The 22,646-nt window shown below is 65.6% G+C and carries 19 protein-coding genes and 2 tRNA genes; 5 read left to right on the top strand and 16 right to left on the bottom strand.

Features of this window, described 5'->3' with window-relative positions; genetic code table 11:
- The 3 genes from ACQG3P_RS15065 to uvrB form a co-directional block, all read right to left on the bottom strand.
- The coding region (locus ACQG3P_RS15065) for a ComEC/Rec2 family competence protein (RefSeq protein WP_426805523.1) at window positions 1–1,369 on the bottom strand (1,369 nt) is incomplete at its 3' end.
- A 172-nt stretch (window positions 1,370–1,541) separates the two neighbouring features.
- Window positions 1,542–1,616, bottom strand: a tRNA-Val gene (locus ACQG3P_RS15060).
- Between the two features lie 106 nt (window positions 1,617–1,722).
- The gene (uvrB, locus tag ACQG3P_RS15055; protein ID WP_068854624.1) at window positions 1,723–3,747 is read right to left on the bottom strand and encodes an excinuclease ABC subunit UvrB; all 2,025 of its coding nucleotides are present in this window, start codon (window positions 3,745–3,747) and stop codon (window positions 1,723–1,725) included.
- Window positions 3,748–3,839: 92 nt separating this feature from the next.
- Between uvrB and ACQG3P_RS15050 the strand changes: the two genes are divergently transcribed.
- Window positions 3,840–4,436: a GspH/FimT family pseudopilin gene (locus tag ACQG3P_RS15050; RefSeq protein WP_426805522.1), complete on the top strand. Its 597-nt coding sequence runs from the start codon at window positions 3,840–3,842 to the stop codon at window positions 4,434–4,436.
- A gap of 72 nt (window positions 4,437–4,508) precedes the next feature.
- Here ACQG3P_RS15050 and ACQG3P_RS15045 read toward each other — a convergent pair.
- The 11 genes from ACQG3P_RS15045 to grxD all read right to left on the bottom strand — a co-directional run bounded on the left by ACQG3P_RS15045 (window position 4,509) and on the right by grxD (window position 17,887).
- Window positions 4,509–4,585 (bottom strand) — tRNA-Asn (locus ACQG3P_RS15045).
- A 53-nt stretch (window positions 4,586–4,638) separates the two neighbouring features.
- Window positions 4,639–5,064 carry a type IV pilin protein gene (locus tag ACQG3P_RS15040; protein ID WP_426805528.1) on the bottom strand — a complete coding sequence of 142 codons (426 nt, stop codon included), beginning with the start codon at window positions 5,062–5,064 and terminating at the stop codon, window positions 4,639–4,641.
- Window positions 5,065–5,078: 14 nt separating this feature from the next.
- Complete coding sequence (locus ACQG3P_RS15035; protein ID WP_426805521.1) at window positions 5,079–8,795, bottom strand: pilus assembly protein; 3,717 nt, start codon at window positions 8,793–8,795, stop codon at window positions 5,079–5,081.
- Between the two features lie 10 nt (window positions 8,796–8,805).
- Window positions 8,806–9,321 carry a pilus assembly PilX family protein gene (locus ACQG3P_RS15030; protein ID WP_426805520.1) on the bottom strand — a complete coding sequence of 172 codons (516 nt, stop codon included), beginning with the start codon at window positions 9,319–9,321 and terminating at the stop codon, window positions 8,806–8,808.
- A gap of 2 nt (window positions 9,322–9,323) precedes the next feature.
- Complete coding sequence (locus ACQG3P_RS15025) at window positions 9,324–10,469, bottom strand: PilW family protein (RefSeq protein ID WP_426805519.1); 1,146 nt, start codon at window positions 10,467–10,469, stop codon at window positions 9,324–9,326.
- An 11-nt stretch (window positions 10,470–10,480) separates the two neighbouring features.
- Window positions 10,481–10,963, bottom strand: coding sequence for a type IV pilus modification protein PilV (gene pilV, locus ACQG3P_RS15020; protein WP_068850719.1), 483 nt, complete (start codon window positions 10,961–10,963; stop codon window positions 10,481–10,483).
- Entirely contained in the window at window positions 10,954–11,466 is a 513-nt protein-coding gene (locus ACQG3P_RS15015) for a GspH/FimT family pseudopilin (protein WP_068850716.1), read from the bottom strand. The genes pilV and ACQG3P_RS15015 overlap by 10 nt, the downstream gene beginning before the upstream one ends.
- 163 nt (window positions 11,467–11,629) lie before the next feature.
- The gene (gene ppnN / locus ACQG3P_RS15010) at window positions 11,630–13,018 is read right to left on the bottom strand and encodes a nucleotide 5'-monophosphate nucleosidase PpnN (protein WP_095364063.1); all 1,389 of its coding nucleotides are present in this window, start codon (window positions 13,016–13,018) and stop codon (window positions 11,630–11,632) included.
- Between the two features lie 265 nt (window positions 13,019–13,283).
- Window positions 13,284–16,478 carry a TonB-dependent receptor gene (locus ACQG3P_RS15005; RefSeq protein WP_426805518.1) on the bottom strand — a complete coding sequence of 1,065 codons (3,195 nt, stop codon included), beginning with the start codon at window positions 16,476–16,478 and terminating at the stop codon, window positions 13,284–13,286.
- 348 nt (window positions 16,479–16,826) lie between these two features.
- The gene (locus ACQG3P_RS15000) at window positions 16,827–17,570 is read right to left on the bottom strand and encodes an SDR family NAD(P)-dependent oxidoreductase (protein WP_426805517.1); all 744 of its coding nucleotides are present in this window, start codon (window positions 17,568–17,570) and stop codon (window positions 16,827–16,829) included.
- Window positions 17,567–17,887 carry a Grx4 family monothiol glutaredoxin gene (gene grxD / locus ACQG3P_RS14995; RefSeq protein ID WP_068854623.1) on the bottom strand — a complete coding sequence of 107 codons (321 nt, stop codon included), beginning with the start codon at window positions 17,885–17,887 and terminating at the stop codon, window positions 17,567–17,569. Before grxD ends, ACQG3P_RS15000 begins: the two co-directional genes overlap by 4 nt.
- A 118-nt stretch (window positions 17,888–18,005) precedes the next feature.
- Between grxD and ACQG3P_RS14990 the strand changes: the two genes are divergently transcribed.
- Complete coding sequence (locus tag ACQG3P_RS14990; RefSeq protein ID WP_068850703.1) at window positions 18,006–18,587, top strand: superoxide dismutase; 582 nt, start codon at window positions 18,006–18,008, stop codon at window positions 18,585–18,587.
- 81 nt (window positions 18,588–18,668) lie between these two features.
- Here ACQG3P_RS14990 and ACQG3P_RS14985 read toward each other — a convergent pair whose 3' ends face one another.
- Together ACQG3P_RS14985 and purE are read right to left on the bottom strand one after the other, a co-directional pair.
- Window positions 18,669–19,817 (bottom strand): 5-(carboxyamino)imidazole ribonucleotide synthase, encoded by a 1,149-nt coding sequence (locus tag ACQG3P_RS14985; RefSeq protein ID WP_426805516.1) that lies wholly within the window; start codon window positions 19,815–19,817, stop codon window positions 18,669–18,671.
- Window positions 19,814–20,317 (bottom strand): 5-(carboxyamino)imidazole ribonucleotide mutase, encoded by a 504-nt coding sequence (purE, locus tag ACQG3P_RS14980; RefSeq protein WP_068850697.1) that lies wholly within the window; start codon window positions 20,315–20,317, stop codon window positions 19,814–19,816. The genes ACQG3P_RS14985 and purE overlap by 4 nt, the downstream gene beginning before the upstream one ends.
- Window positions 20,318–20,376: 59 nt before the next feature.
- On the opposite strand from purE, the gene ACQG3P_RS14975 reads away from it, so the two are divergent.
- The 3 genes from ACQG3P_RS14975 to ACQG3P_RS14965 all read left to right on the top strand — a co-directional run.
- Window positions 20,377–20,643: a Trm112 family protein gene (locus ACQG3P_RS14975; RefSeq protein ID WP_426805515.1), complete on the top strand. Its 267-nt coding sequence runs from the start codon at window positions 20,377–20,379 to the stop codon at window positions 20,641–20,643.
- Window positions 20,643–21,497 (top strand): carboxylating nicotinate-nucleotide diphosphorylase, encoded by an 855-nt coding sequence (nadC, locus tag ACQG3P_RS14970; protein ID WP_426805514.1) that lies wholly within the window; start codon window positions 20,643–20,645, stop codon window positions 21,495–21,497. The genes ACQG3P_RS14975 and nadC overlap by 1 nt, the downstream gene beginning before the upstream one ends.
- A 186-nt stretch (window positions 21,498–21,683) precedes the next feature.
- On the top strand, window positions 21,684–22,646 hold a 963-nt coding region (locus ACQG3P_RS14965), incomplete at its 3' end, for a DUF2272 domain-containing protein (RefSeq protein ID WP_426805513.1).

The raw sequence follows: 22,646 nt of genomic DNA, 5'->3' as shown, positions 1-22,646 counted from the left end.
TCCCCGCCCCGTCGACCACGGCCTCAAGCCCGGTGCCAAGCAGCGCCAATGGCACCACCACCAGGCTCCACCAGGGAATGGCCAGGAGGTTGACCAACGGCCCCGCCCGCGAGGCCTGCCCGAACAGCGCCACGGTAAGCGGCAACAGCGCCAGGGTGGCCACGCCCTGCGCGGCCAGGAAGGTGCGCAGCCAGTGCACCCCGTGCCCCGGCAGGCACCAGACCAGCCACAGCACCCCGGCGAAGCTGAGCCAGAACCCCGGGGCCAGCACCGACAGTGGATCCACCAGCAGCACCGCCAGGGCCGCCAGTGCCAACGCCTGGCCAACGGTGGCCGGTCGTCGCACGCAGCGGGCGGCGGCGACCACCGCGATCATCAGCACCGTGCGCACCGTGGGCAGCGCGAAGCCGGCCACGGCCGCATACAGCGCGGCACCGGTGGCGGCCGCCAACGCGGCCGCCAATGGCCGTGGCCAACAGCGCCCCAGCGCGGCAACCGCTCGCCAGGCCAGCCCCGCCAGCCACGCCGCGAATCCGGCCACCAACCCGACGTGAAACCCGGAGATCGCCACCAGGTGGGTCAGGCCGAGCGCGCGCAGATCATCCCAGTCGCCCTGCCCCAACCTGCGGGTATCGCCCAGCGCCAGCGCCTGGATGAAACGGGCGCCAGCGCCCGGCACGTGTCCGGCAATGGCATCGGCCATGCGCTCGCGCCACGCCGGCAATCCGGTCGGGTCGCCCAGGGCCATCGCTGGCGCGCGCACGTGTCCGGTACCGCTCAACCGCTGCAGCAGCGCATGCCGCTCGGCGTCGAAGCCACCCGGGTTGCGCAATCCACGCGGTGGGCGCAGCCGCGCGTGGAGCTGCCAGCGTGCGCCGGCGCGAAGCGAGCAGCGCAGCGCCGGTTCGGCTGCAGGCGCGCGCGCAGGCGTTTTTGCCGCAGTGACGTCATACCAGGCCAGCGCAAGCTCGCGGCCGCGCAGGTGCGCGGGCATCGTCGCATCGTCATCCACGCGGAACCGGAAGCGGGTGCTGCGTGATCCATGTTGCGGCAGCTCCACCACCCGGCCGCGCAAAACGTGGTCCGCAGGCGCGGCAGCCGCGGGCAACTGCAGGGCCAGGCCGGCATGGGCGTGCAGGGTGACCCAGCCGATCCCGGCCAGCACTGCGCCGCACCACCGTGCACGCGGCACCGCACACCAGACCCCCGCACCGCACAGCAGCACGCACCACGCAGGCATCCGGGGCAACAACACCGGCGCGAACACGACACCGCACACACCGGCCAGCAGTGCGAGCGCACATGCCTTGCCGAACAGGGGCAACGGCGCTGGAAACGAACGGGAGAAGACGTCCGACAGGAACGACATGCAGGCCACCACGCGCTGGAGCCTGCATCCTCGGCCTGCGGCAACCAGGTCGCCATCAGGTGGGTGCGGAACGCGTTGTGGGGAAGCGCCGCTGTCACGGAACCCACAACGCAAAAAAGCCGACCTGATGGCCGGCTTTTCTGTTGTTCCACCGCAGTCACTGGGACTGGAGTGGTGGGCGGTACAGGGTTCGAACCTGTGACCCCTACCATGTCAAGGTAGTGCTCTACCGCTGAGCTAACCGCCCGTTTGTCTCGCTGCGCCGCTGCAATTGCGTCGGTGCAGGCCGCGTATATTACGGACGTCGGGTGTGAAGAGCAACACTTTTGTGAAGGTATTTCACAACGCGTTGTTCAGCCCAGGCTGGCCTCCTTCAGCTGGCGTATCTGGTCGCGCACGCGCGCAGCGTCTTCGAACTCCAGGTCGCGGGCGTGCTGGTACATCTGCTGCTCCAGCGCCTGCAGCCGCTTGGCGATCTGGGCCGGTTCCAGGGTGCGGTAATCCACCGCCTCCTCGGCCACCCGGCCACCGCGCCCCTTGCCTTTGCCCCGCGCTTCTTTTTCGGCCGCTTCGGAGCGCGCACCTTCCAGCACGTCCACGATCGGGCGCAGCACCGACTTGGGCACGATGCCGTGCGCTTCGTTGTACTCCACCTGCTTGGCACGACGGCGGTCGGTTTCGTCTATCGCCGCCTGCATCGAACGGGTGATCTTGTCCGCGTACAGGATCGCCTTGCCGCGCAGGTTGCGTGCGGCACGGCCGATGGTCTGGATCAGCGAACCGGTCGAGCGCAGGAAGCCCTCCTTGTCCGCGTCGAGGATCGCCACCAGCGATACCTCCGGCATGTCCAGGCCTTCGCGCAGCAGGTTGATGCCGACCAGCACGTCGAACTTGCCAAGGCGCAGGTCGCGGATGATCTCCACGCGTTCCACCGTATCGATGTCCGAATGCAGGTAGCGCACCCGGATGCCGTGTTCGGTGAGGTACTCGGTGAGGTTCTCGGCCATGCGCTTGGTCAGGGTGGTGACCAGCACGCGGTCGCCGAGCTTGATGCGCTCGTTGACCTCGCTCATCAGGTCGTCAACCTGGGTGCCCACGGGGCGGATCTCCACCACCGGGTCGATCAGGCCGGTCGGGCGCACCACCAGCTCGGTGATTTCATCGGCGGCTTCGCGCAGCTCGTACGGTCCCGGGGTAGCGGACACGTAGATGCTGCGCGGGCAGCGCGCTTCCCACTCTTCGAAGCGCAGCGGGCGGTTGTCCAGCGCCGAGGGCAGCCGGAAGCCGAATTCGACCAGGGTTTCCTTGCGCGAGCGGTCGCCCTTGTACATCGCGCCGATCTGCGGAATGGTCACGTGCGATTCGTCGATGACCAGCAGCGCATCGGGCGGCAGGTAGTCGAACAGGGTCGGCGGCGGCTCGCCGGCGGCCTTGCCGGTGAGGTGCCGCGAATAGTTTTCGATGCCGTTGCAGAAGCCGACCTCGGCCATCATTTCCAGGTCGAACTGGGTGCGCTGCGCCAGGCGCTGCGCTTCCACCAGCTTGTTCTGTTCGTACAGCTGCTCCAGCCGCACCTTGAGCTCGGCCTTGATGGTATCCACCGCCGACAGCACCCGCTCGCGCGTGGTGGCGTAATGGGTCTTGGGGTATACGGTGTAGCGCTGCAGGCGGCGCAGGCTTTCACCGGTAAGCGGATCGAACATGCTGATCTGTTCGACTTCGCCATCGAACAGTTCGATGCGCACCGCTTCGCTGTCCGATTCCGCGGGGAATATGTCGATGACCTCGCCGCGCACGCGGAACGTGCCGCGGTGCAGCTCGTACTCGTTGCGGGTGTACTGCAGCTGGGTGAGATGGTTGATCAGGTCGCGCTGGTCGATGCGTTCGCCGGTGGACAGGATCAGGCGCAGCGACAGGTAGTCCTCGGGCGCACCCAGGCCGTAGATTGCCGACACGGTGGCCACCACGATCGCATCCGGGCGCGACAGCAGGGTCTTGGTCGCCGCCAGCCGCATCTGCTCGATGTGCTCGTTGATCGAACTGTCCTTCTCGATGAAGGTGTCCGATGACGGCACGTAGGCTTCGGGCTGGTAGTAGTCGTAGTAGCTGACGAAGTACTCCACCGCGTTGTGCGGGAAGAACGCCTTGAACTCGCCGTACAGCTGCGCGGCCAGGGTCTTGTTCGGCGCCATCACCAGGGTGGGCTTCTGCACCTGCTGGATGACGTTGGCAATGGTGTAGGTCTTGCCCGAGCCGGTCACGCCCAGCAGGGTCTGCTTGGCGATGCCGGCTTCGAAATTGGCCGTCAGCTTCTCGATCGCGGCCGGCTGGTCGCCCGCCGGGGAGTACGGAGATACAAGTTCGAAGCGATCGCTCATGGTGCCGCCATAGACCGGGCCTTACATTATAGCGGGGGGTTGGGTGACGGCCGGCTGAGGGGGCAGCCTACCGTGAAGCTTGCCTTTGACCGATGGTCGGCCTGCTCCGGACAGGGCACGGTGACGCCTTGTCTCCGGTATCCCCCATGCACCGCCCTCGCCCCTTCCCCCGGCCCCGGGGGTTCACCCTGCTGGAACTGACGGTGACCCTGCTCATCCTGGCGGTGCTCTGCGCGCTGGCCCTGCCCTCGCTGAGCGCCAGCGTCAGCCGGATGCGCGCCGACATGCTGCGCATGCAGCTCGTCTCGGTGTTCAACACTGCGCGCAGCACCGCGATCACCCGCGCCGCGCCGGTGGCCGTCTGCCCGAGCGAAGACGGCATGCACTGCGGGGACGACTGGAGCCGGGGATGGCTGATCCACCTGGACCGTGGATCGGAATCGGGGACTTCCCCGCCCTCGCCGACGGATGTCCTGCAGTACCGCCCCGGGTACCGGGATGCCTCGGTGGTGGCGCGGTCCAGCCAGAATCGCCCGCGCCTGCGCCTCCAGCCCGACGGGCGCAGTGGCGGCAGCCCGCTCACGGTGGCCATCTGTGCCGGAGGGCAGCTGCACGGCGAGGTGGTCGTGAACAACGTGGGCCGCACCCGTGCCGCACGCAGGCCGGGCACCGTGGACTGCCCGCACTGAGCGGCCGGGTCTACCTCTACACCAGCCACCGAAACGACAAAAGCCGCGATTGCTCGCGGCTTCTGCAGAAACTGGCGCCCGAAGTTGGACTCGAACCAACGACCCCCTGATTAACAGTCAAGTGCTCTAACCGGCTGAGCTATTCGGGCGGGGACGCGAATTCTAGACGTTCACTCGTGGCGTTGCAACCGCCGGCGGCCATTTACCAGCAATCCAGCGCACTGGTGTTGGCCGGGGTCTTCACCCCCGCCTGGTTCACCGAGATGGTGCCGCACGGGTCTTTTGCCTGGTCACCCTGCGGAACTGCCGTAATCGTAAACGCGTTGGCATTGGCCGACGCAAAGGTCACCTGGTACATCGGCTTGCTGCCATCGCGTGGCGAGGCGATGGTAGTGCCGCTGTTTTCCACGAACTTGAAGTTCGTGTAGCTGTTGTTGAGCGTGTGCTGGCGCTCGGCGCGCTGTGCGTACTCCACCAGCTCCGCCTTGGCCGCGGCGCGCTTGGACTTGCGCACTTGGGCTGTGTAGGAGGGATAGGCGATGGAGGCGAGCACCGCGATCACTGCCACGGTGATCATCAGTTCGATGAGGGTGAAGCCCATCACCTTGCGTGGTCCACGCCCGTTCATGGAAGAAGGCTTGCTCACTTGATCTGTCTCCACGATTGACGACCACACGGATAAGGGATGTACAGCGTGTCGGATCCGTACTGGATACCGCCCATACAGACGCTGGACGGAACGGTCGGCGGCCCTGCGCCCCCGCCTCCCCCAAGTGCAGGCGGCGACTGCCGAGGCAATGCAAACGCATTCGCGTTGGTGATGGGCGACCCACTCTTGGACGTGCTCTTGAAGCCCGCGGTCCCGACTTCGAAGGCGGTGCCCGTCGGCGAACCCAAGGTGGCGCGGCCCAGCGCCCCTGCACCGGTCAGCGGCTGCAGCCCGAACAGCCAGTTGTCGCCGGGAACCGCGCAGCTGGTGCTGGCGTTGGTCGGGTCACGCGGAATGTACGTTGGCATGTAGACAATACCGTTGGACAGCGTCGGATTGGCCACGAAGCGCTCGCGGAATGCCAGGTCGATGAACCAGCCGCGCGAGCCGGTCGGTGGCGTGCCTGCGGTCAGCGTTCGTTTCGAGCCCACGATGTTGGCTGTGTAGCCAGACAGGTTCGCTCGGGAAAGTCCGGTCCCGATCGGACCATTGACCGTATCGTTCACGGCATACAGCGTCTGCAGCGAGCTGTCCCTCGGATCGTCCTCGAACGAGAAGCTCCCCGTCCCGAAATACAGCATGACGCCGCCGCCGTTACCGACGCCGGCAGTAATACCGCCGGTGATCGGCTGGCGTATCCGCACCCCGGATTCAGTGGAAGGCAGAGTGGTGAACAACGGCACGCTCAGATTGCCCGTGCTGCGCAGATCAAATTTCCACACAGCGCCCTTCTGGTCCGTACCGTAGACCGTATCGGAGTAGCCGTCACGAGTGCGCCTCTGCTGGTTGGCGTCGCCCCAGCGATCGACCACCACGATGCTGGACAGCCCGTTGCTACCCGAAGGCACGCCCGTCCCCGTCTCCACCGCCTCGATCATCCGCGCCTTGCCGTCCTCGATATTGACGACGAAGAGCACGGCCTTTCCGCTGGCACTGTTGAATCCGTTGCCGAAGATCGCCTTCCAGGTGGCCTTTCCGCCCTCGAGTATCGGAACGATGACCGGCTTGCCGAGCACGAACCCGATATTGTCGCGGACGTCCTTGGGCAAGGTTGTATCCAGATCGCTGATTTCCCAGCGCTTGCTGTTGGCATCGAACGCAGCGCCGTGCGTGACATCGAGGCCGAACACGCTGCGGCCACCTGCGCCTGACGCCCCCACCAGCGTGGTATGCCAAGCGGAGCCGTAATACGTATCTCCCACGGCAATCTGACCGTCAACATAGTACTTGTGCTTGAACTTCTGGCCCACCTTCGAGGTGGCATCGTAGGGCACGAGCAGGTTGGCCATGTGCCCGAGCGAAGTGCTCGGAATATAGGCAAACGCTTCGGTTCCGCCCCCGGCGACGACGCTGCCGTCCCCCTTCATGCCACCATTGAAGCCATGCAGCATGCCGTCATTGGCACCTGCGTACACCATGTACTGCGCCTTCGCGCTCTTGTCTTCCAGGAAGTTCTGGTAGGAGGTTTCGAGGGTGCCGCCCAAGCGGCGATAACCGAAGTCGTCGATCGGCGAGGTAATGACGGGGGTGGAGTTGATGATGTCGCCAAGCCGCGTCGTACGGTCGCGCAGGCGACCGCCATTGCGCTTCTCGCCTGAGGTATCGCCGCGCAGGTAGGCCACCGCGCCGGCGTCGGTTACGCTGGTGCGGGCCACGACGTCGTCGCAGACCAACATCCCGGGATTCTGGGCGGTCTTGCTGCACAGATCCGCAAGCGTGACGCTGGCGGTGGAGAAATCATGCGTCTGGCCGCCGCGCGTGAAGAAGATCCGCCGTGATGCTGCCGACGGCAGCCTCGCGCTTGCCTCCCAGAAATCGGACTGCACCAACGCACGCGTGGTGGGGTCGACTGACAGCCGCATGGCGGTCAGCGTACTGGACCAGTCCGTCCCCTCGTTCTTGATGTCATAAGCCGATCCGGCAGTGATCGAGCCAACCCCGATGCGGGCACCGCTCGCACCTGTGCCGCTGGACGGCGCGCCGCCGGAACCCACTGCCTGCAGGACGCGGGCCATGGCTGCGGTGATGTCGACCGGCGTACGGGCGTTGATGTACTCACCACGGGTATTCACGGCAGCATGCCAGATATCGTCAACCGTGCTGCGCTCGTCGTCTTCGCGAGGCGGCCAGTTACCGTAGATCGATGCGTCCTTGTAAGGATCCTGCTTGAGGTTGGAATTGAACAGATTACCGCGCGCGCCCAGCGTCACACCGTAGAAATTCAGGTGAAGATTGGTCTGGCAATCCAGGCTCTTGTCGCCATTTCCGCAGGCCTCTGGCACGGGCACCATCCCGGCCGGCAGGTCCGGCCGCAATGGCGGCTGGGTGCCGTTGTTGTTGTAGAACCGGGTGACGATGTCCGCCATGGTGTTGGAATACGAGTCACTGAACGGCGTGCCCATGTTCTGGTCGTTGTTGCCAACAGTGGGACCACCGCCGTTGCTGAAACCGTCGGTGAACAGCATCACCGCGTTCTTCTGGCAGGAGTTGGTGATGGGTGCGCCGTCGTCGGTGCGGGTAAACTGCAGGGCCGCCGCGTTTACCGCCTGGCGATTCGGCGTGCCACCGCTTGCCGTCAGGGAGAGCATGTCCGCGTACAACGCGGCCTTCTGGTCAGCGTTGTCCATGGAACGCATGGCCAAGCGCTTGTTGGCGGCAGTTCCACTGTCGTAACTGCCGTTCTGGTTGATGCGGAAGTAGCCCACCTTCAGCTGTTCCACACCTTTCATCGAGCGTGTCATGCCCGCAATCATCGCGCGGTTGCGGTTGCCGTAGTACGTGAACCAATTGGCGAAATTCCGGGACGCCTCATTAGTGCCGGCGAGCGTGTATTTCCACATCGTGCAATTGGTGCCACAAGCATTGAATACCTTTACGCGGGTGGCCCCTGCGTACGCATCAACGACGCCGGGCAGCTGCGGTCGGGGCTCGTCATCTGCCGTGAAGGGTACGAAGAACGTGGCGGGCACATACTCGATGGCGATGTTCGACTCACCCCTGTTCGATGGCCAGGTGTAATCCGTGTCGTACTGGTAATTGGTATTGTTGTAGCGGAACCGCGTGTTTGCAGGAATCACCATACCCGTCTGCATGCGGAAACTGTCGTTGGCGGCCGTGCTGTAATAGTTGGCAACCAGATTCACGGAAGCGGTTCCACCATTGGGCTGGGGATTGATCAGCGCCGCCGTTGGGCTACTCGGGAGGTAATCCTCCAGACCCGACTTCGCCCAGGGCTCGTACTTTACCGTCGGGTCGTAGTAGCTGGGGTTATAGGCAGCAGACCGGGCAAAACCGAGCGAATTGATCGGCGGAATGCCGTAATAGTTATTGATGCGCGGGCCCGGCACCACGAAGAAGTAATCGCAGTTGCCGGACGTGTACAACTGCCCGTTGGCGTCGAAGAAGCTCTGGCGGGTGGTATTCCAGCAGCCCTCGCCGTCGCGCCCTGGGAACTGCGTCTGGAAGTTCATCGAGCCGGAATCATCCACCGCCATGATGAACGACGCCGGTGCCGACGTCTTGCTGGCCAGTGGCTCCTGCGCCAAGACGCCCTTGCCCTGTGCCGCGATCAGCGAGTAGCCGACGATTGCCAGGCCGATTGCTGCTACCGTCGAACCGGCAGCCGTCCACTTGAATCTGCGCGAAGCCATGACCGCGTCCTCAGAGCTTGAAAATGGTATCGATCACCGTCCACGACGACGGGTTCGCCGTGTTGTCAGTGGAGTACGCGGTGATCTGGAACGATGCGGAATCGTCATCGTTGGGCTGTCCTTCGTCCAGCGCATTGCCGCCGGGTCCGCCGCATTTGTCGATGCGCCGGACATTGACAGCGGGCAACGCGGGGACCGGCTTCTGGCGGGCCCACGCGACCGGGTCAAACCCGTCCTCACAATTTATCGAAATCGACGTCGCGCTGATCAGGCTTCCGTCCGGCAGCGTCGTGCGGTCCGTGATGGCTTCCGCCGCGCGCTCAGTGTTGCGCAACACCCCCTCCGTCGCCTGGAAGGAGCGACTGGAAGCACGATAGTTCGATGCCATTTTTTCCTGCATGCCGGCCACCTGCATGCCGGCCACGCCGATCAGGGCAAGCAGCAGCAGCATGATCAGCGCGACGTACAGCACCGCGCCACGTTGACTGCGTGGGATGGGACGAGGAAAGTGCGATGGACGATTCATGATCAGTTCCCGAACAGGCGGTTGCGCAGGGCAATGCTGACTTCATAGGCAGTGCGATATCTGCCATCGGTCGCGGCGGCCTGGTCATAGGTCATGCCGAGCACGCCCAAGCGGGCCGCCGCATCGGTCGGCCGGGAGTTGGCGTTGCTATCGATACGATTGGCGCTCCGCGCAACCAGGCCGACCTGGACCATGCCAACGCGACGCCATTGCCCGGCGCCCGTGGCGTTGGCATCCGTGGTGACCCCCGAGGCCACGTTCTGCACAGCCATATTGCCGACCGGTGGTGTTGCCGCAGCGATAACTGGCGTCGCATCCAACCCATACATCAGCTGCAGGTTTTCGATACCTTCCACCAGCTCTTCGTTGATCGCATACACACCCGCCGAGTTCGCGCGTGCGCGACGCAGACCAGGTCCGTTCGCACCCTCGCCTATGTAGTACACCATTGATTCCGCGCGATACACCACCGTCGGTTCCGGCTGCGGGGCATAACGGGTGAAGTCCACCGTGCCGCCGGTGATCTTCCCTGCGGTGATGTTGCCCGCAAAGACGTCGGCCGTCTCGCAGTTGGCGATGCCAAACAGTGTTGGTATCGCCACGCCGCTCTCGGTAAGGCGATTCAACGCGCCGGCGTCTACCGTCAACTCCTGACCGTTGATTCCGAGGACCGGCACACCTTCCGGCGCCAGGAAGCGCAGCACCAGTACGTCGCTGCCGGCTACTGGCGCGGGGTTGAGACCGGTGATGGAGACTGGCATGCCGGCCGGAATCGCGCCTGCCCCTACCGACAGCGTGTTGGTAGGACCGGTGTTGCCGGCTTCATAACCTTGGATTGCCACGCTGAAATCCAGCGGACTGCCACTTCCCGTACCGGCAGCAAGGTTGTTCTTCAGCGCCGATGTCCCTTTGATGAAGTGCGCCTGGTCGTTGACGCAGCCCGTGTGGCCCGCCATGCGGATGTCGCGCTCAAGATAATCCAACGCGAACCGGCCGTTCTCCTGGGCGCGGGCCACGCCCTCGGACAGCCGTGACGCCGCATGGGAAGCAATGAATATCTGGGTAATCCCCAACATCAGGATCAAGCCGATCACCAGGGAGATCATCAGCTCGACCAGGGACAGACCAGTCTGGCGGGTACGGAACATGTGCGGCCCTTTCATAGCTGGGTCTGGATGGCGAAGGTGGTGGCGGCGTCCGGTGCGGTTCTGCTCCAACGTTCGTCCGCCCAGCTGATCGAGATGTTGGCGACACCGTTGTTCACGGTGACCGTGGCCGATGCGTTGTCGCCCAGCGCCTTCACCACCTGGCACTGCCAGCGCGTGATGTTCTGTTCGAGGGTCACAGCGCCGATGTCCCGTGCGCAGACGCCGGCCGCAGTTTTGCTGCCGGAGGCGAAGCTGGCATTGGCGTACCAGGCCGACTGGAACCGATTGCTCCGCATCTGCTCGGAGAGGTCATACGCGAGGTTGGTGGCCTGGGTGCGGTAATTCGCACTCTGCACGTAGCGTACGCTCATGGTCTGCAGCAGTGCGAACCCAAGCAGGCCGAAGGCGAGAACCACTACCGCCACCAGTACTTCCAACAGGCTGAAGCCGCGCTGGTGGCCGCGCGGTCGGTAGGGTTTTCGGATCACTGGCATGCTCCCTTGACGGCGGTGACCTGGCCAGAGGCATTGATGGTCAGCGTGCTCTGCAGCGGCTGGTTACCGCAGTTGGTTGGACGCAGCTTCACCGTCTGATCGGCCCCGGCACGACGACGGCCGCGCGCGTCAAATGCAATCGGCGCCGGCGGACCAGTTACGGTCAAGGCACTATTGAACGCCGTATACCGCAAGACCGTTTCGCTGCTGCTGAAAGCGCCGTCACCATCGCTGTCGCTGAACACCATCATCCCGGCCCCCCACTGACCATTGCAGGTCGTGCCATTGCTGCTGCCGCACACCACCCCACCCTGGTTGTTGCGGATCGCGTCGTTGCGCGCGAGGTTGACCATCCCGATCAGCTCGTTGTGGGCGGTCGCTACCCGGCTGGAGCGGATCAGGCTCTGGAAACTAGGAAACGCGATAGCGGCCACCACTCCGATCACCACCAGAGTGATCATCAGTTCGACCAGCGTGAAGCCCTTGGACAGGCGTGCAGACATGGGACGCTCCCCAGCGTGATGACAGGAACAATGGACGCCCTGCCGCCCAGCGGCAAGCGACAGCAGGACGAACGGTCGCCCGGAGGCGACGGGCGTCAAACCGTTGACACCCGTACGGTTGGGCGGGGATGGCGCGGGCTCCCGACCCGGCCACCCCGCTTTCTCAGGCCAGCACCCTGTAGCAGGGCTGGTACTCGCCCGAGATCTTCATCCGGCGCTGTTCGACGAAGGCACGCAGGAGTTCATCCAGGGCCTGCATCATGTCGGCGTCGCCATGGATCTCGAACGGACCGAACTGCTCGATCCGGCGCATGCCGTCTTCCTTCACGTTGCCGGCGACGATGCCGGAGAACGCGCGGCGCAGGTCGGCCGCCAGTGCATGCGGCGGGCGCCCGTGGTGCAGGTCCAGCGCCGCCATGGCCTCATGGGTCGGCACGAACGGCTGCTGGTACTCCCACGGGATCTCGATGGACCAGTTGAAGAAGAACGAATCCTTCTGCACCAGGCGGTGCTCGCGCACGCGCTTGATGCCGGCCGACATCTGCCGCGCCACCGCGACCGGGTCGCCGATGATGATCTGGTAGCGCTCGGCCGCGGCGTCGCCCAGGGTCAGGCGGATGAAGCGGTCGATCTGCTCGAAGTACGGCGCGGCTACGGTCGGGCCGGTCAGGATCAGCGGGAACGGCAGGTCCTTGTTCTCTTCGCGCAGCAGGATGCCGAGCAGGTACAGGATCTCTTCGGCGGTACCCACGCCGCCGGCGAACACGATGATGCCGTGGCCGATGCGCACGAACGCTTCGAGACGCTTCTCGATGTCCGGCATGATCACCAGGTGGTTCACGATCGGGTTCGGCGATTCGGCGGCGATGATGCCCGGCTCGGTCAGGCCGATGTAGCGCGTGGTGTGCTTGCGCTGCTTGGCATGGGCAATGGTGGCGCCCTTCATCGGGCCCTTCATCGCGCCCGGGCCGCAGCCGGTGCAGATGTCCAGGCCGCGCAGGCCCAGCTCGTAGCCGACCTGCTTGGTGTACAGGTACTCATCGCGGCCGATCGAATGGCCGCCCCAGCACACCACCAGGTTCGGGTCGCCCGGGTTGAGGATGCGCGCGTTGCGCAGCAGCCCGAACACCGCGTTGGTGATGCCTTCCGACGACTCCAGCTCGGCCGCGTAGGCCGGGCCCATTTCGATGGCCATGTAGGCCAGGTCGCGCACGACCGCGAACAGCAGCTCGGCCACGCCGCGGATGATCTCGCCGTCCACGAACGCCATCGCCGGTGCATTGACCAGGTCGATGCGCACGCCGCGGTCCTGCTGGGCGACCTGGATGTCGAAATCGGGGTACAGATCGCGCGCGGCGCGCGGATCATCGGAGGCACTGCCACTGGTCAGCACGGCCAGCGCGCAGCGGCGCAGCAGCTCGTGCATGCCACCGCCGGATGCATCGCGCAGGCGCGCCACTTCCGCGCGCGACAGCACATCCAGCCCACCGCGCGGGTAGATCCGCGCGTCCTGCACCGGCAGCGTGCGCGCCGGCTTTTCGGTGATCGTCATTTCCATTCTTTTCGCTTCCTCAAGGTTGCCGACTGTACCGCTGCCCCCTTAAAAAGCAAAACGGCCGGGAGACCCGACCGTTGGATGCGTTTCGACCCCGGCGACGCCTCGGGGGCTGCCGTACGTGCGCGATTTTCGCGCAACCGGACGAGCATACGCTCATCCGCCAACGCAGACAAGCGCCCTCGCCTTCCTCGATACCGCACACAGCAGAACGGCCGGGCTTCCCCGGCCGTTCTGTTTTCCTTGCCACTAGCTCAGTTCATCAGAACTGGTAGCGGAAGCCCAGCTGCACCGACCACTGCGAGACACCGACGTCGAAGCCGTCCGCGTCATTGTTGGCCACCGCCGGCTCGTCCGCGCCGCGGAAGTTGTACACGTACTTGCCGTCCTTGATGCCCTGCAGGGTGGCCACACGCGCATCGGCGAAGAAGCCGTAGTCGTAGATGTTGCCCCAGTCCTTGTTGATCATGTTGCCGATGTTCTGGACGTCCAGCCAGATCTCCGACTTGTGACCCTTCATGAAGCCCGGCAGTTCCTGGCTGATGCGCAGGTCGAAGGTGTTGATCCAGCCGGTACGGAACTGGTTGGCCGGGGCCGCCTGGCCGGCGTACTTGGCCAGCTGCGGGTTGTTCTTCAGCCACTCGAAGAACGAGGCCTCCATGGCCGGATCGGCAGTGAACTGGCCACTCTGGGTCAGGTTGCCGAACAGCACGTCGCCCGGGCCGGTCGGCACGTAGAACAGGTCGTTCGCGGTGCGGCTGTCGCCGTTGGCGTCGTTCACGTAGACGTAGCTGTACGGACGGCCGCTGCGGCCTTCGTAGACCAGGCCGATGCGGGTTTCGTAGTCACCGAAGAACTTGTGCTTCCAGTTCAGCGCACCCGACAGGCGGTCGCGGATCTGGTAGCGCGAGGTGTTCTCGATTTCGTCGTTGGCGTTGAAGGCGTACTGGTAGCCCCAGCCCGAGCTGGCGGTGGAGCTGGTCAGCGTGCCGACTTCGGTGGCATCGGTGTAGGTGTAGCCGATATTCCACGACCAGTCACTGGCGGCATCCCACGGCTTGGCCAGCGAGACGGTGAACTGCGAGGTGCGGCCCTTGTCGGTGTTGGCGATTTCGTACACCGAGTCGTAGGCCTGGTTGCGGCCTGCGCGTGCGTTGCCGGTCGCCCAGGCATTGCCGGTGCTGCCGCGGGAGTAATACATGTCACGGCCGTCCGGACCCTGATACTGCACCGGACCCAGGTTCAGGTTCTTGTAGTACAGGGCGTCCTTGACCTTGGTGACCAGCAACTCGGCCGAGGCCACGATGCCGTACCACGGGGTTTCGTGGTCGAAGGCCAGGTTGGCCTTGTACACCGACGGCATGTTGAAGTCGCTGCCGACGAAGTTGACGTTCTGGCGGTTCGAGCCCGGCGTGGTCGGGACCGGCTGGCTGTCCTTGCTCGGGTTGAACGGCAGCGCCGGGTTGTAGCCGCTGGTGTAGGCGTAGACCGAATTATTGAAGCCGGTCGCCGAGTAGCTGTTGCTCAGCCACACCTGCGGGGCGTCACCCTGGAACAGGCCCACGCCGCCGCGCAGCTGGGTCTGGCGATCGGTGTCGAAGGTGTAGTTGAAGCCGACGCGCGGCTGGATCAGGAACTTGTTGCTCAGCACTTCGCTGTTGTCCAGGCCGAAGAACTGCGACGCTGCGGCGTTGTAAGCCGGGGCCGGGCTGGTGTCGGCGCGATCGGCACGCACGCCCATGGTCAGGGTCAGGTTGTTGTTGACGTACCAGGTGTCCTGCACGAACAGGGCAAGGTTGCTGAACTTGTAGTCCGCCGGAATCGAGCCCGGGGTGCGTTCCGGATTGTAGTTGTAGCTGCTCCAGCGGCCGGCAGCGAAGTTGTCCAGGCCGTAGAAGGTGTACGCGCCCCACGAGGTGGCGCCGAAGTAGTTGTAGATGTCGTTGGTGTCGTACGACGCACCGAACTTGACGTCGTGGTCACCCAGGGTCCAGGTAGCGGCGGCGTAGTAGTTCCACGCCTTGGTCTCCAGGATGTTGTCCTGCGAGTTGACTTCGGTACCGAGGTACAGCGAGTCGCCGGACGGCGATGCCTCGGAGCCGCCGAAGAAGATTCGGATGCTGGGCGCGTCGGTGGACACATTACGGATCGCCGAGTACTCGCGGTACGAAGCCTTCAGCTCGGTCGAGAAGTTCGGGGACCAGTCGCTGAACAGCTGGGCGACGTAGCTCTCGTTGGTCTTGTCGTGCTGGTACCAGTACGAGCTCAGCGAGGCCGAGCTGGTGGTCATGCCGTTGATGCGCAGCTTGCTCTGGTCGATCTTGCTGTAACGGATGTTGGCACGGTGGTTGTCGCTGATGTTCCAGTCCAGCTTCAGCGCGTACTCTTCCATCTCCGTATCGCCATTGCTTTCCAGGCCACCGGCGGCAATGCCGTAGCCTTCAGCAATCTGCTGCGCACGGGTCACGTCGGCCAGGGTGAACTGCGGGTTGGCCTTGCCCAGCGCGGTGCCGCTCAGGTCGGCGCCCGGGGCGGCCTGCTTGAACTTTTCGTAGTTGGCGAAGAAGAACAGCTTGTCCTTCACGATCGGGCCGCCCACGGTCATGCCGTAGGTTTCTTCCTTGGTGAAGCCGTTGAACTTCTGGCCTTCCGGGTTGTCGCCGAACCAGTCGCCGTCACGGTAGGTGCCGTAGACCGAGCCGTGGAAATCGTTGGTACCCGACTTGGTCACCGCGTTGACGGTGGCACCGGCGGCGGCAGCGATGCTGACGTCGTAGTTGGACAGGTTGATGTCCAGTGCTTCGATGGCTTCCATCGCGACCGGCTGGCGACGGGTCGGCATGTTGTTGCCTTCCAGGCCGAAGGTGTCGCTGGCGGACACGCCGTCGATGTTGATCGAGTTGAAGCGCGGGTTCTGGCCACCGGCCGAGATCGAGCCCGAGGCGCGGTCGATGAAGGTCACGCGCGGGTCAAGACGCATCAGGTCCTGGATGTTGCCGCCGATCGACGGGGCCGTCTCGATCTGCTGCTGGCTGATGTTGGTGCCCGAGCCCATCTTGGTCGAGCTGAACACTTCCGAGCCACCGGCCACGGCCACGACCTGCACGGCGTCCAGGTTGGTCGCCGCAACGTCGCCGGTCAGGGCAGCGTTGACGGTACCGGTCTGGTTCACGCCCAGGTACACGCCTTCTTCGGTCTTGGTGCCTTCACCGGGCTTGTTGATGGTGATGGTGTACGGACCACCCACGCGCAGGCCGCGCGCGTTGTATCGACCCGCAGCATCGGTCGTGGCGCGGCTGACCGTGCCCGACTCGGTGTGCGTGATGGTGACTTCGGCGCCAGCAACAGGCTGGCCAGCGGCAGACGTTACCTGGCCGCCGACACCGGCAGAGGTGCTCTGGGCGAAGGCGGGGGCGGCAGCAAGTACTGCCATGAGGCCAAGGGTGAGCTTGGACATCCGGAGACAGCGTGGGTCGATCATTGGGAGTAGCCTCGATGCGAGTTGGCGATGGCGGAAAAAAAAGCGCGCCCAAGCAGCCATTCAGCGGCTGTCTGGACTTTTATCTGGGTTCCCTTGCCGCAGGCTGGTTTCAGCCGCAACGGTTAACACTAGATTAACACGATAAGCCCGCTATATGACCGTTTGGCGACAAAACACACGCCATCACAACGCGATCGTGACGCGCTCTTCACATTTGGCTGAACAGGGTGCTCCGCCGGGCGTTCTTTCGTGTTCAGGTTCGAGGGAGCGAATTCTTGCGTAACCGCTTCCAAGGAAGGGTAAGTCGCGGCTGTTTCCAGCCCGTTACGCCAGGTCCAGCACCGTGCCGCGGTGGGCGATGCCCTGGGCCGAGAGCAGTTCGACGGCCGCCGCAGCGCAGGCCACCGGGTCGCGGGCCATGCCGTCTTCGTCGATCGAGTAGGCACGGGCGCGCAGCGCGGTGCGCATCGGGCCGGGCTGCAGGCCGCTGACCCGCACCGGGCTGTTGGCCAGCTCGTCGTGCAGCGCGGTGATCAGGCCGCGCAACCCGTGCTGGGCGGCGCCATAGCCGCCCCAGTAGGCCCGCCCTACCCGGGCCGGATCGTCCACGGTGAACACCAGCGCGGCATCGTCGCGCTGGCGCAGCAGCGGCAGGCAGGCCTGGGCCAGCCAAGCCGGGGCGGTCAGGTTGACGTGCACCGCCCGCGCGAACGCGGCCGGGTCGGCGTGTTCGAACGGGGTCAGGCCGGCAAAGTCGGCGGCACAGTACAGCACGCCATCAAGCCGGCCGAGCTCGGACTGCAACCGCTCGGCCAGGGTGGCGTAGTCGTCCGGGGTGGCCCCTTCCAGGTCCAGCGGGTACAGCAGCGGCTCGGGGCCGACCGCTTCCACCGCCGTGTAGACCCGGTCCAGCCGGCGCGGCTTGCGCCCCAGCAGGACCACGGTGGCACCCGCGGCGGCACAGGCAATGGCGGCGGCACTGCCGAGACCCCCACCCGCACCGGCCACCAGGATGACGCGATCGGCCAACGATGCGGTCCCGACCGCAACGGACGGGACCGAACTCACGGTTGCGACGCCTCTTCGACGATCCGCTTGAGTTCGCCGGATTCGAACAGCTCCTGGATGATGTCGCAGCCGCCGATCAGCTCGCCGTTGATGAACAGCTGCGGGAACGTCGGCAGGTTGGAGAAGCGCGCCAAGTTGGCCCGGACCTCGGGCAATTCCAGCACGTTGACGGTGCGCAGCGACACGGCACCGGCGGCCATCAGGGCCTGCACGGCGCGGCTGGAGAAGCCGCACATGGGGTACTGCGGAGTGCCCTTCATGAACAACACGAGGGGGTACTTGTCCACTTCGGCCTGGATCTCTTGCATTACCGCCACCACGACTCTCCCTGCGCCACGGGACACCCGACCTCGCCGGTCGGATAGACTTCCCAGACGGTCATTGTAATCCTACTGGCCCTGCCTCCGGCGCCCCGTCTCCAGCCTGCAGCGACCCATGCCCCTCGAATTGCCCCGCCTGCCCTACGACCGCACCGCCCTGCAGCCGCATCTGTCGGCTACCACCCTGGACCTGCACCATGGCCAGCATCACCGGGGTTACGTGGATGCGGTAAATGCACGCATCGAGGGCACTGAACTGGCCGAGCTGCCGCTGGAAGAGATTGTGCGGCAGAGCCAGGGCAGCCTGTTCGACGCGGCCGCCCAGGCCTGGAACCACGCGTTCTATTGGCAGTGCCTGCACCCGCGCGGCGGTGGCGAACCGCAGGGGCGGCTGGGCGAACTGATCAGCCGCCATTTTGGCGACGCGAAGCGGTTGCGCGAGGAATTCGACCGGGTCGCGCTGGGCGTGTTCGGCGCCGGCTGGGTGTGGCTGGTGCAGCACCCGAATGGTGCGCTGGCGATCCAGGCTACCCGTAACGCCGGCACCCCGCTGACCGGCCAGAGCACCCCGCTGCTGGCCTGCGATGTGTGGGAACACGCGTATTACACCGACTACCAGAACGAACGCGGCCGATACCTGGACGCGTTCTGGAAAATCGTCAACTGGGATTTCGTGGCCACGCAGTTGCGCGATTGACGCGCGTACCGACCAACGGTCGGTACCTACCGGATCTGCTTCGCCCGGTAGGTCACGACCGTTGGTCGTGACCGCGCTTCATCAATCGCGCAGGGCGGCGACGGCAGGGGCCACCTGATCCGGACGACCCAGCTGCTGCCCCACTGCCTCAAGCGCAGCCGCCAACGCTCCGGCCTCATCCTCACGCAACGTGGCATGCCCGACTTTGCGGCCGTCGCGCGGCTCCTTCCCGTAGTCGTGCCAGTGCCCGCCAGGCTGTGCCAGCACGGCATCCGCATCGGGCATTTCACCCAGCCAGTTGAGCATGCAGGCATGGCCCAGCATGCGGGTGTCGCCCAGCGGCAACCCCACCACGGCACGGAGGTGGTTCTCGAACTGCGAGGTTTCGCTGCCTTCGATGGTCCAGTGCCCGGAGTTGTGCACGCGCGGCGCCATCTCGTTGGCCAGCAGCTCCTCGCCGCGACAGAACAGCTCCAGCGCGAACACCCCCACATAATCCAGCCGTTCGGCCAGCGTCTGCGCATAGCCGATGGCGGCGTCGTGCTGCGCAGGTGTCAGTTGCGCCGGGGCCAGGCTGGCCGACAGCACGCCATCCACATGCCAGTTGCCGGTGACCGGCCAGGCACGGAACTCGCCATCCTGGCCGCGCACGGCGACCACGCTGACTTCGCGCTCGAAGGCGACGAAGCCCTCCAGGATCAGGCCGGTGCGGGCCACCTGGCCGCCCAACGCATCCCACGCCGCATCGATGTCGTCCGCACTGCGCAGGCGGAACTGGCCCTTGCCGTCGTAACCGAAGCGGCGGGTCTTGAGGATGCACGGCAGGCCGAACTCGGCCACCCGTGTGGCCAGTTCGTCGCGGCTGCCGATGTCGGCGAACGCCGGCAGTGGAATGCCGAGCTCACGGAAAAGGGTCTTTTCGCTCAGGCGGTCCTGCGCCACGGCCAGCGCGTCGGGGTTGGGATACACCGGCACTCGTCCGGCCAGGAACTGCGCGCTGCGGGCGGGCACGTTCTCGAAGTCGAAGGTCACCACGTCCACCCGTTCGGCGAACGCGGCCAGGGCGGCCTCGTCCTCGAACGCGGCCACCTGGAGTGGCGCCAGCTGCCCGCCACAGGCGTCCGCGGCCGGGTCGAACAGTTCAAAGCGCAGCCCCATCGGCGCGCCGGCCAGGACCATCATGCGGGCCAGCTGGCCGCCGCCCAGGATGCCAACGGTCACCGTGGTCATTGACGCGGATCGTCGTGGGCCATGACGTCTTCGGTCTGGCGGGAACGGAAACCCTCCAGCGCCTGGCCGATGGCCGGCTGCTCCGGCGCCAGCATGGCGGCGGCAAACAGCGCGGCGTTGGAGGCGCCGGCATTGCCGATGGCGAAGGTGGCCACCGGGATGCCGGCCGGCATCTGCACGATCGACAGCAGCGAATCCATGCCGTTCAGGGCCTTGGACTGCACCGGCACGCCCAGCACCGGCACCGCGGTCTTGGCCGCGATCATGCCCGGCAGGTGCGCGGCGCCGCCGGCACCGGCAATGATGGCGCGCAGCCCGCGCGGGCCCGCCTGTTCGGCGTAGGTGAACAGCACGTCGGGCGTACGGTGCGCCGACACGACTTTCACTTCGTAGGGAACACCGAGCGCGTCCAGCTTCTGCGCCGCGTGCTGCATGGTCTCCCAGTCGGAGCGGGAACCCATGACGATGCCGACGAGCGGCGCGGATTGGTTGGGGGTCATTGGCCGTCACCTGCCTTAAAGACGTATTCTAGCCGCCTTCCACGCAAGACGAAGAACCCATGGATCGCAAAGTCATCGACCTCCTGTGCGCGCCCCGCACCGCCCAGCGCCTGTCCCTGCTGGATTCCAAGGGCCTGGACGCGCTCAACCGGGCCATTGGCGCCGGCACGGTGACCAACCTCGAGGGCACCCCGCTGGTCCAACCCGTGCGCGAAGCGCTGCTGACCCACGACCGCAAGCAGATTTTCCGCGTCAACGATGGCATTCCCGTGCTGCTGCCGGAAGAAGCCATCGATACCGCCCAGATTGCCGATTTTCCCAAGTAATGAGCCTGAGCGTGCTGACGCCTCCTGACCCCGGCCAGGTGCAGGCCGATGTCGCCCGCGCCCTGGCCGAGGACATCGGCCCGGGTGATGTGACTGCCGCCCTGCTCCCGGACCGCCCCGACAGCGCCTACCTGCTGTGCAAGCAGGATGCGGTGATCGCAGGCCGGCCGTGGTTCGATGCCACCCACCAGGCCTTGGACCCGCAGGTCCGGATCGAGTGGCGGGTGGCCGAAGGCGATGCGGTGCCCGCCGGCACCGTGCTGGCGATCCTGCACGGGCGCAACCGCAGCCTGGTGAGCGCCGAACGCACCTCGTTGAATTTCCTGCAGACGCTGTCGGGCACCGCCACTACTACCGCACGCTACGTCGCGGCGGTGACCGGGACCGGCACGCGCATCCTGGACACCCGCAAAACCCTGCCCGGCCTGCGCGCGGCGCAGAAGTACGCGGTGCGTTGCGGTGGCGGCGACAACCATCGCCAGGGCCTGTACGACACGGTGATGCTCAAGGAAAACCACATCCGCGCCGCCGGTTCGCTGACCGCTGCGGTCAATGCCGCACGGGCGCAGTGGCCACAGCTGCCGCTGGTGGTGGAAGTGGAAGACCTGGCGCAGCTGCGCGAAGCGCTGGCGGTGGGGTGCGACCGGATCCTGATCGATGACTTCGACGCGGCCAGCCGCCGTGAAGCGGTGCGGATCGCCGCCGGACGCATCCCGCTGGAGGTTTCCGGCAGCGTGGACCTGGCCGGGCTGCGCGCAATTGCCGAGGACGGCGTCGATTGCATCTCGATTGGTGGGCTGACCAAGCATGTGCAGGCGATTGATCTGTCGTTGAAGCTCGGCGATCCGCCCTGATCGGGTACCGACCAACGGTCGGTACCTACCGGGGCATGCGTACCGACCAACGGTCGGTACCTACCGTGGCATGCGTACCGACCAACGGTCGGTACCTGCCGGCGACACCGGTGGCGCAGCGCTGCCTTCACGGGCTTCCCCTGCCGGCTCTGCGACGCTTCCCGTGCCCCCACCCGGAGAGCGCGGATGCGCCCGCTGCCCCTGCTTGCCTGCCTGACCCCCCTGCTCCTGCTGCTTCCCGGCGCTGCCGCCGCTGCCGAGGTCTGCGACATCCCGCCGCGCTATGGTCTGAGCCCGCTGGCGGCGAGCATCGTGCGGACCGCCTGCAACGAGCACCGACTGTGGTACCGCCCCTTCATCGATGGTGAAGGCCGTGCGCGCAACCTTGGCGTCAGCGAGGCCGAACGGGAATACCTGGCCGACGACGGTATGCCCGCGTGGCAGCGCGTGGTCGGCTACTGGCGCGACAGCGGCACGCTGGGACCGATGGGCAGCCAGCCTGGCGCCACCAGCTGCATGGAGCCGTTCGGTTCGCGCTACACCGACAGCGACTGTCGTGCGTTCCTGATCGACAACCCGTGGTCGGCCGCCTTCATCTCCTGGGTGATGAGCCGCGCCGGAGTGCCCGGCTTCACCCGCTCGCCGCGCCACATCGACTACATCCGCGCCGCTTACCAGAACACCGGTCCGTACCGGATGGCGGATCCAGCGCAGGAAAAGCCCGCGCCCGGCGACCTGTTGTGTTACCTGCGTGGCCGCAACGAATCATTGAGTTACGCCGGGCTGGTGCAACAGCTCAGCGGCGGTACGGTGGCGAACTGGAAATCCCACTGCGAGGTGGTGATCGCAGCGAACATGGGCGGCGACCACACGCTGTACCTGATCGGCGGCAATGTGATGAACACGGTGGCAATGCGCAAGCTGTCGCTGGATCGCAGCGGCCGCATCCAGCTGCCGCCGGCTCCCTCCAGCGATCCCTACGACATGGGCTGTACCCCCGGACGCGAAGACGAGTGCAACTTCAACCGGCAGGACTGGGCGGCGCTGCTCAAGCTGGAAGCGACCTCGCCGATGGGGTCGACGCCCAGCTATCCGCCATCATCATCGCCCGCGCCGGCCACCGGCCCGCTGCCGGCACCCGCCCAGCCA

The organism is Stenotrophomonas sp. SrG, from assembly GCF_050031795.1.
Taxonomy (GTDB): domain Bacteria; phylum Pseudomonadota; class Gammaproteobacteria; order Xanthomonadales; family Xanthomonadaceae; genus Stenotrophomonas; species Stenotrophomonas rhizophila_A.
This window is presented reverse-complemented; position numbering and strand designations above follow the sequence as displayed.

What these genes read in the sequence shown, in the direction of transcription:
- ppnN (WP_095364063.1), bottom strand. Translation starts at nt 13,018, where the DNA reads ATGACGATCACCGAAAAGCCGGCGCGCACGCTGCCGGTGCAGGACGCG.
- ACQG3P_RS15035 (WP_426805521.1), bottom strand. Translation starts at nt 8,795, where the DNA reads ATGGCTTCGCGCAGATTCAAGTGGACGGCTGCCGGTTCGACGGTAGCA.
- ACQG3P_RS14975 (WP_426805515.1), top strand. Translation starts at nt 20,377, where the DNA reads ATGGATCGCAAAGTCATCGACCTCCTGTGCGCGCCCCGCACCGCCCAG.
- ACQG3P_RS14990 (WP_068850703.1), top strand. Translation starts at nt 18,006, where the DNA reads ATGCCCCTCGAATTGCCCCGCCTGCCCTACGACCGCACCGCCCTGCAG.
- ACQG3P_RS15005 (WP_426805518.1), bottom strand. Translation starts at nt 16,478, where the DNA reads ATGTCCAAGCTCACCCTTGGCCTCATGGCAGTACTTGCTGCCGCCCCC.
- purE (WP_068850697.1), bottom strand. Translation starts at nt 20,317, where the DNA reads ATGACCCCCAACCAATCCGCGCCGCTCGTCGGCATCGTCATGGGTTCC.
- ACQG3P_RS14985 (WP_426805516.1), bottom strand. Translation starts at nt 19,817, where the DNA reads ATGACCACGGTGACCGTTGGCATCCTGGGCGGCGGCCAGCTGGCCCGC.
- ACQG3P_RS15040 (WP_426805528.1), bottom strand. Translation starts at nt 5,064, where the DNA reads ATGAACGGGCGTGGACCACGCAAGGTGATGGGCTTCACCCTCATCGAA.
- ACQG3P_RS15015 (WP_068850716.1), bottom strand. Translation starts at nt 11,466, where the DNA reads ATGTCTGCACGCCTGTCCAAGGGCTTCACGCTGGTCGAACTGATGATC.
- ACQG3P_RS15025 (WP_426805519.1), bottom strand. Translation starts at nt 10,469, where the DNA reads ATGTTCCGTACCCGCCAGACTGGTCTGTCCCTGGTCGAGCTGATGATC.
- uvrB (WP_068854624.1), bottom strand. Translation starts at nt 3,747, where the DNA reads ATGAGCGATCGCTTCGAACTTGTATCTCCGTACTCCCCGGCGGGCGAC.
- ACQG3P_RS15030 (WP_426805520.1), bottom strand. Translation starts at nt 9,321, where the DNA reads ATGAATCGTCCATCGCACTTTCCTCGTCCCATCCCACGCAGTCAACGT.
- ACQG3P_RS15050 (WP_426805522.1), top strand. Translation starts at nt 3,840, where the DNA reads ATGGTCGGCCTGCTCCGGACAGGGCACGGTGACGCCTTGTCTCCGGTA.
- nadC (WP_426805514.1), top strand. Translation starts at nt 20,643, where the DNA reads ATGAGCCTGAGCGTGCTGACGCCTCCTGACCCCGGCCAGGTGCAGGCC.
- pilV (WP_068850719.1), bottom strand. Translation starts at nt 10,963, where the DNA reads ATGCCAGTGATCCGAAAACCCTACCGACCGCGCGGCCACCAGCGCGGC.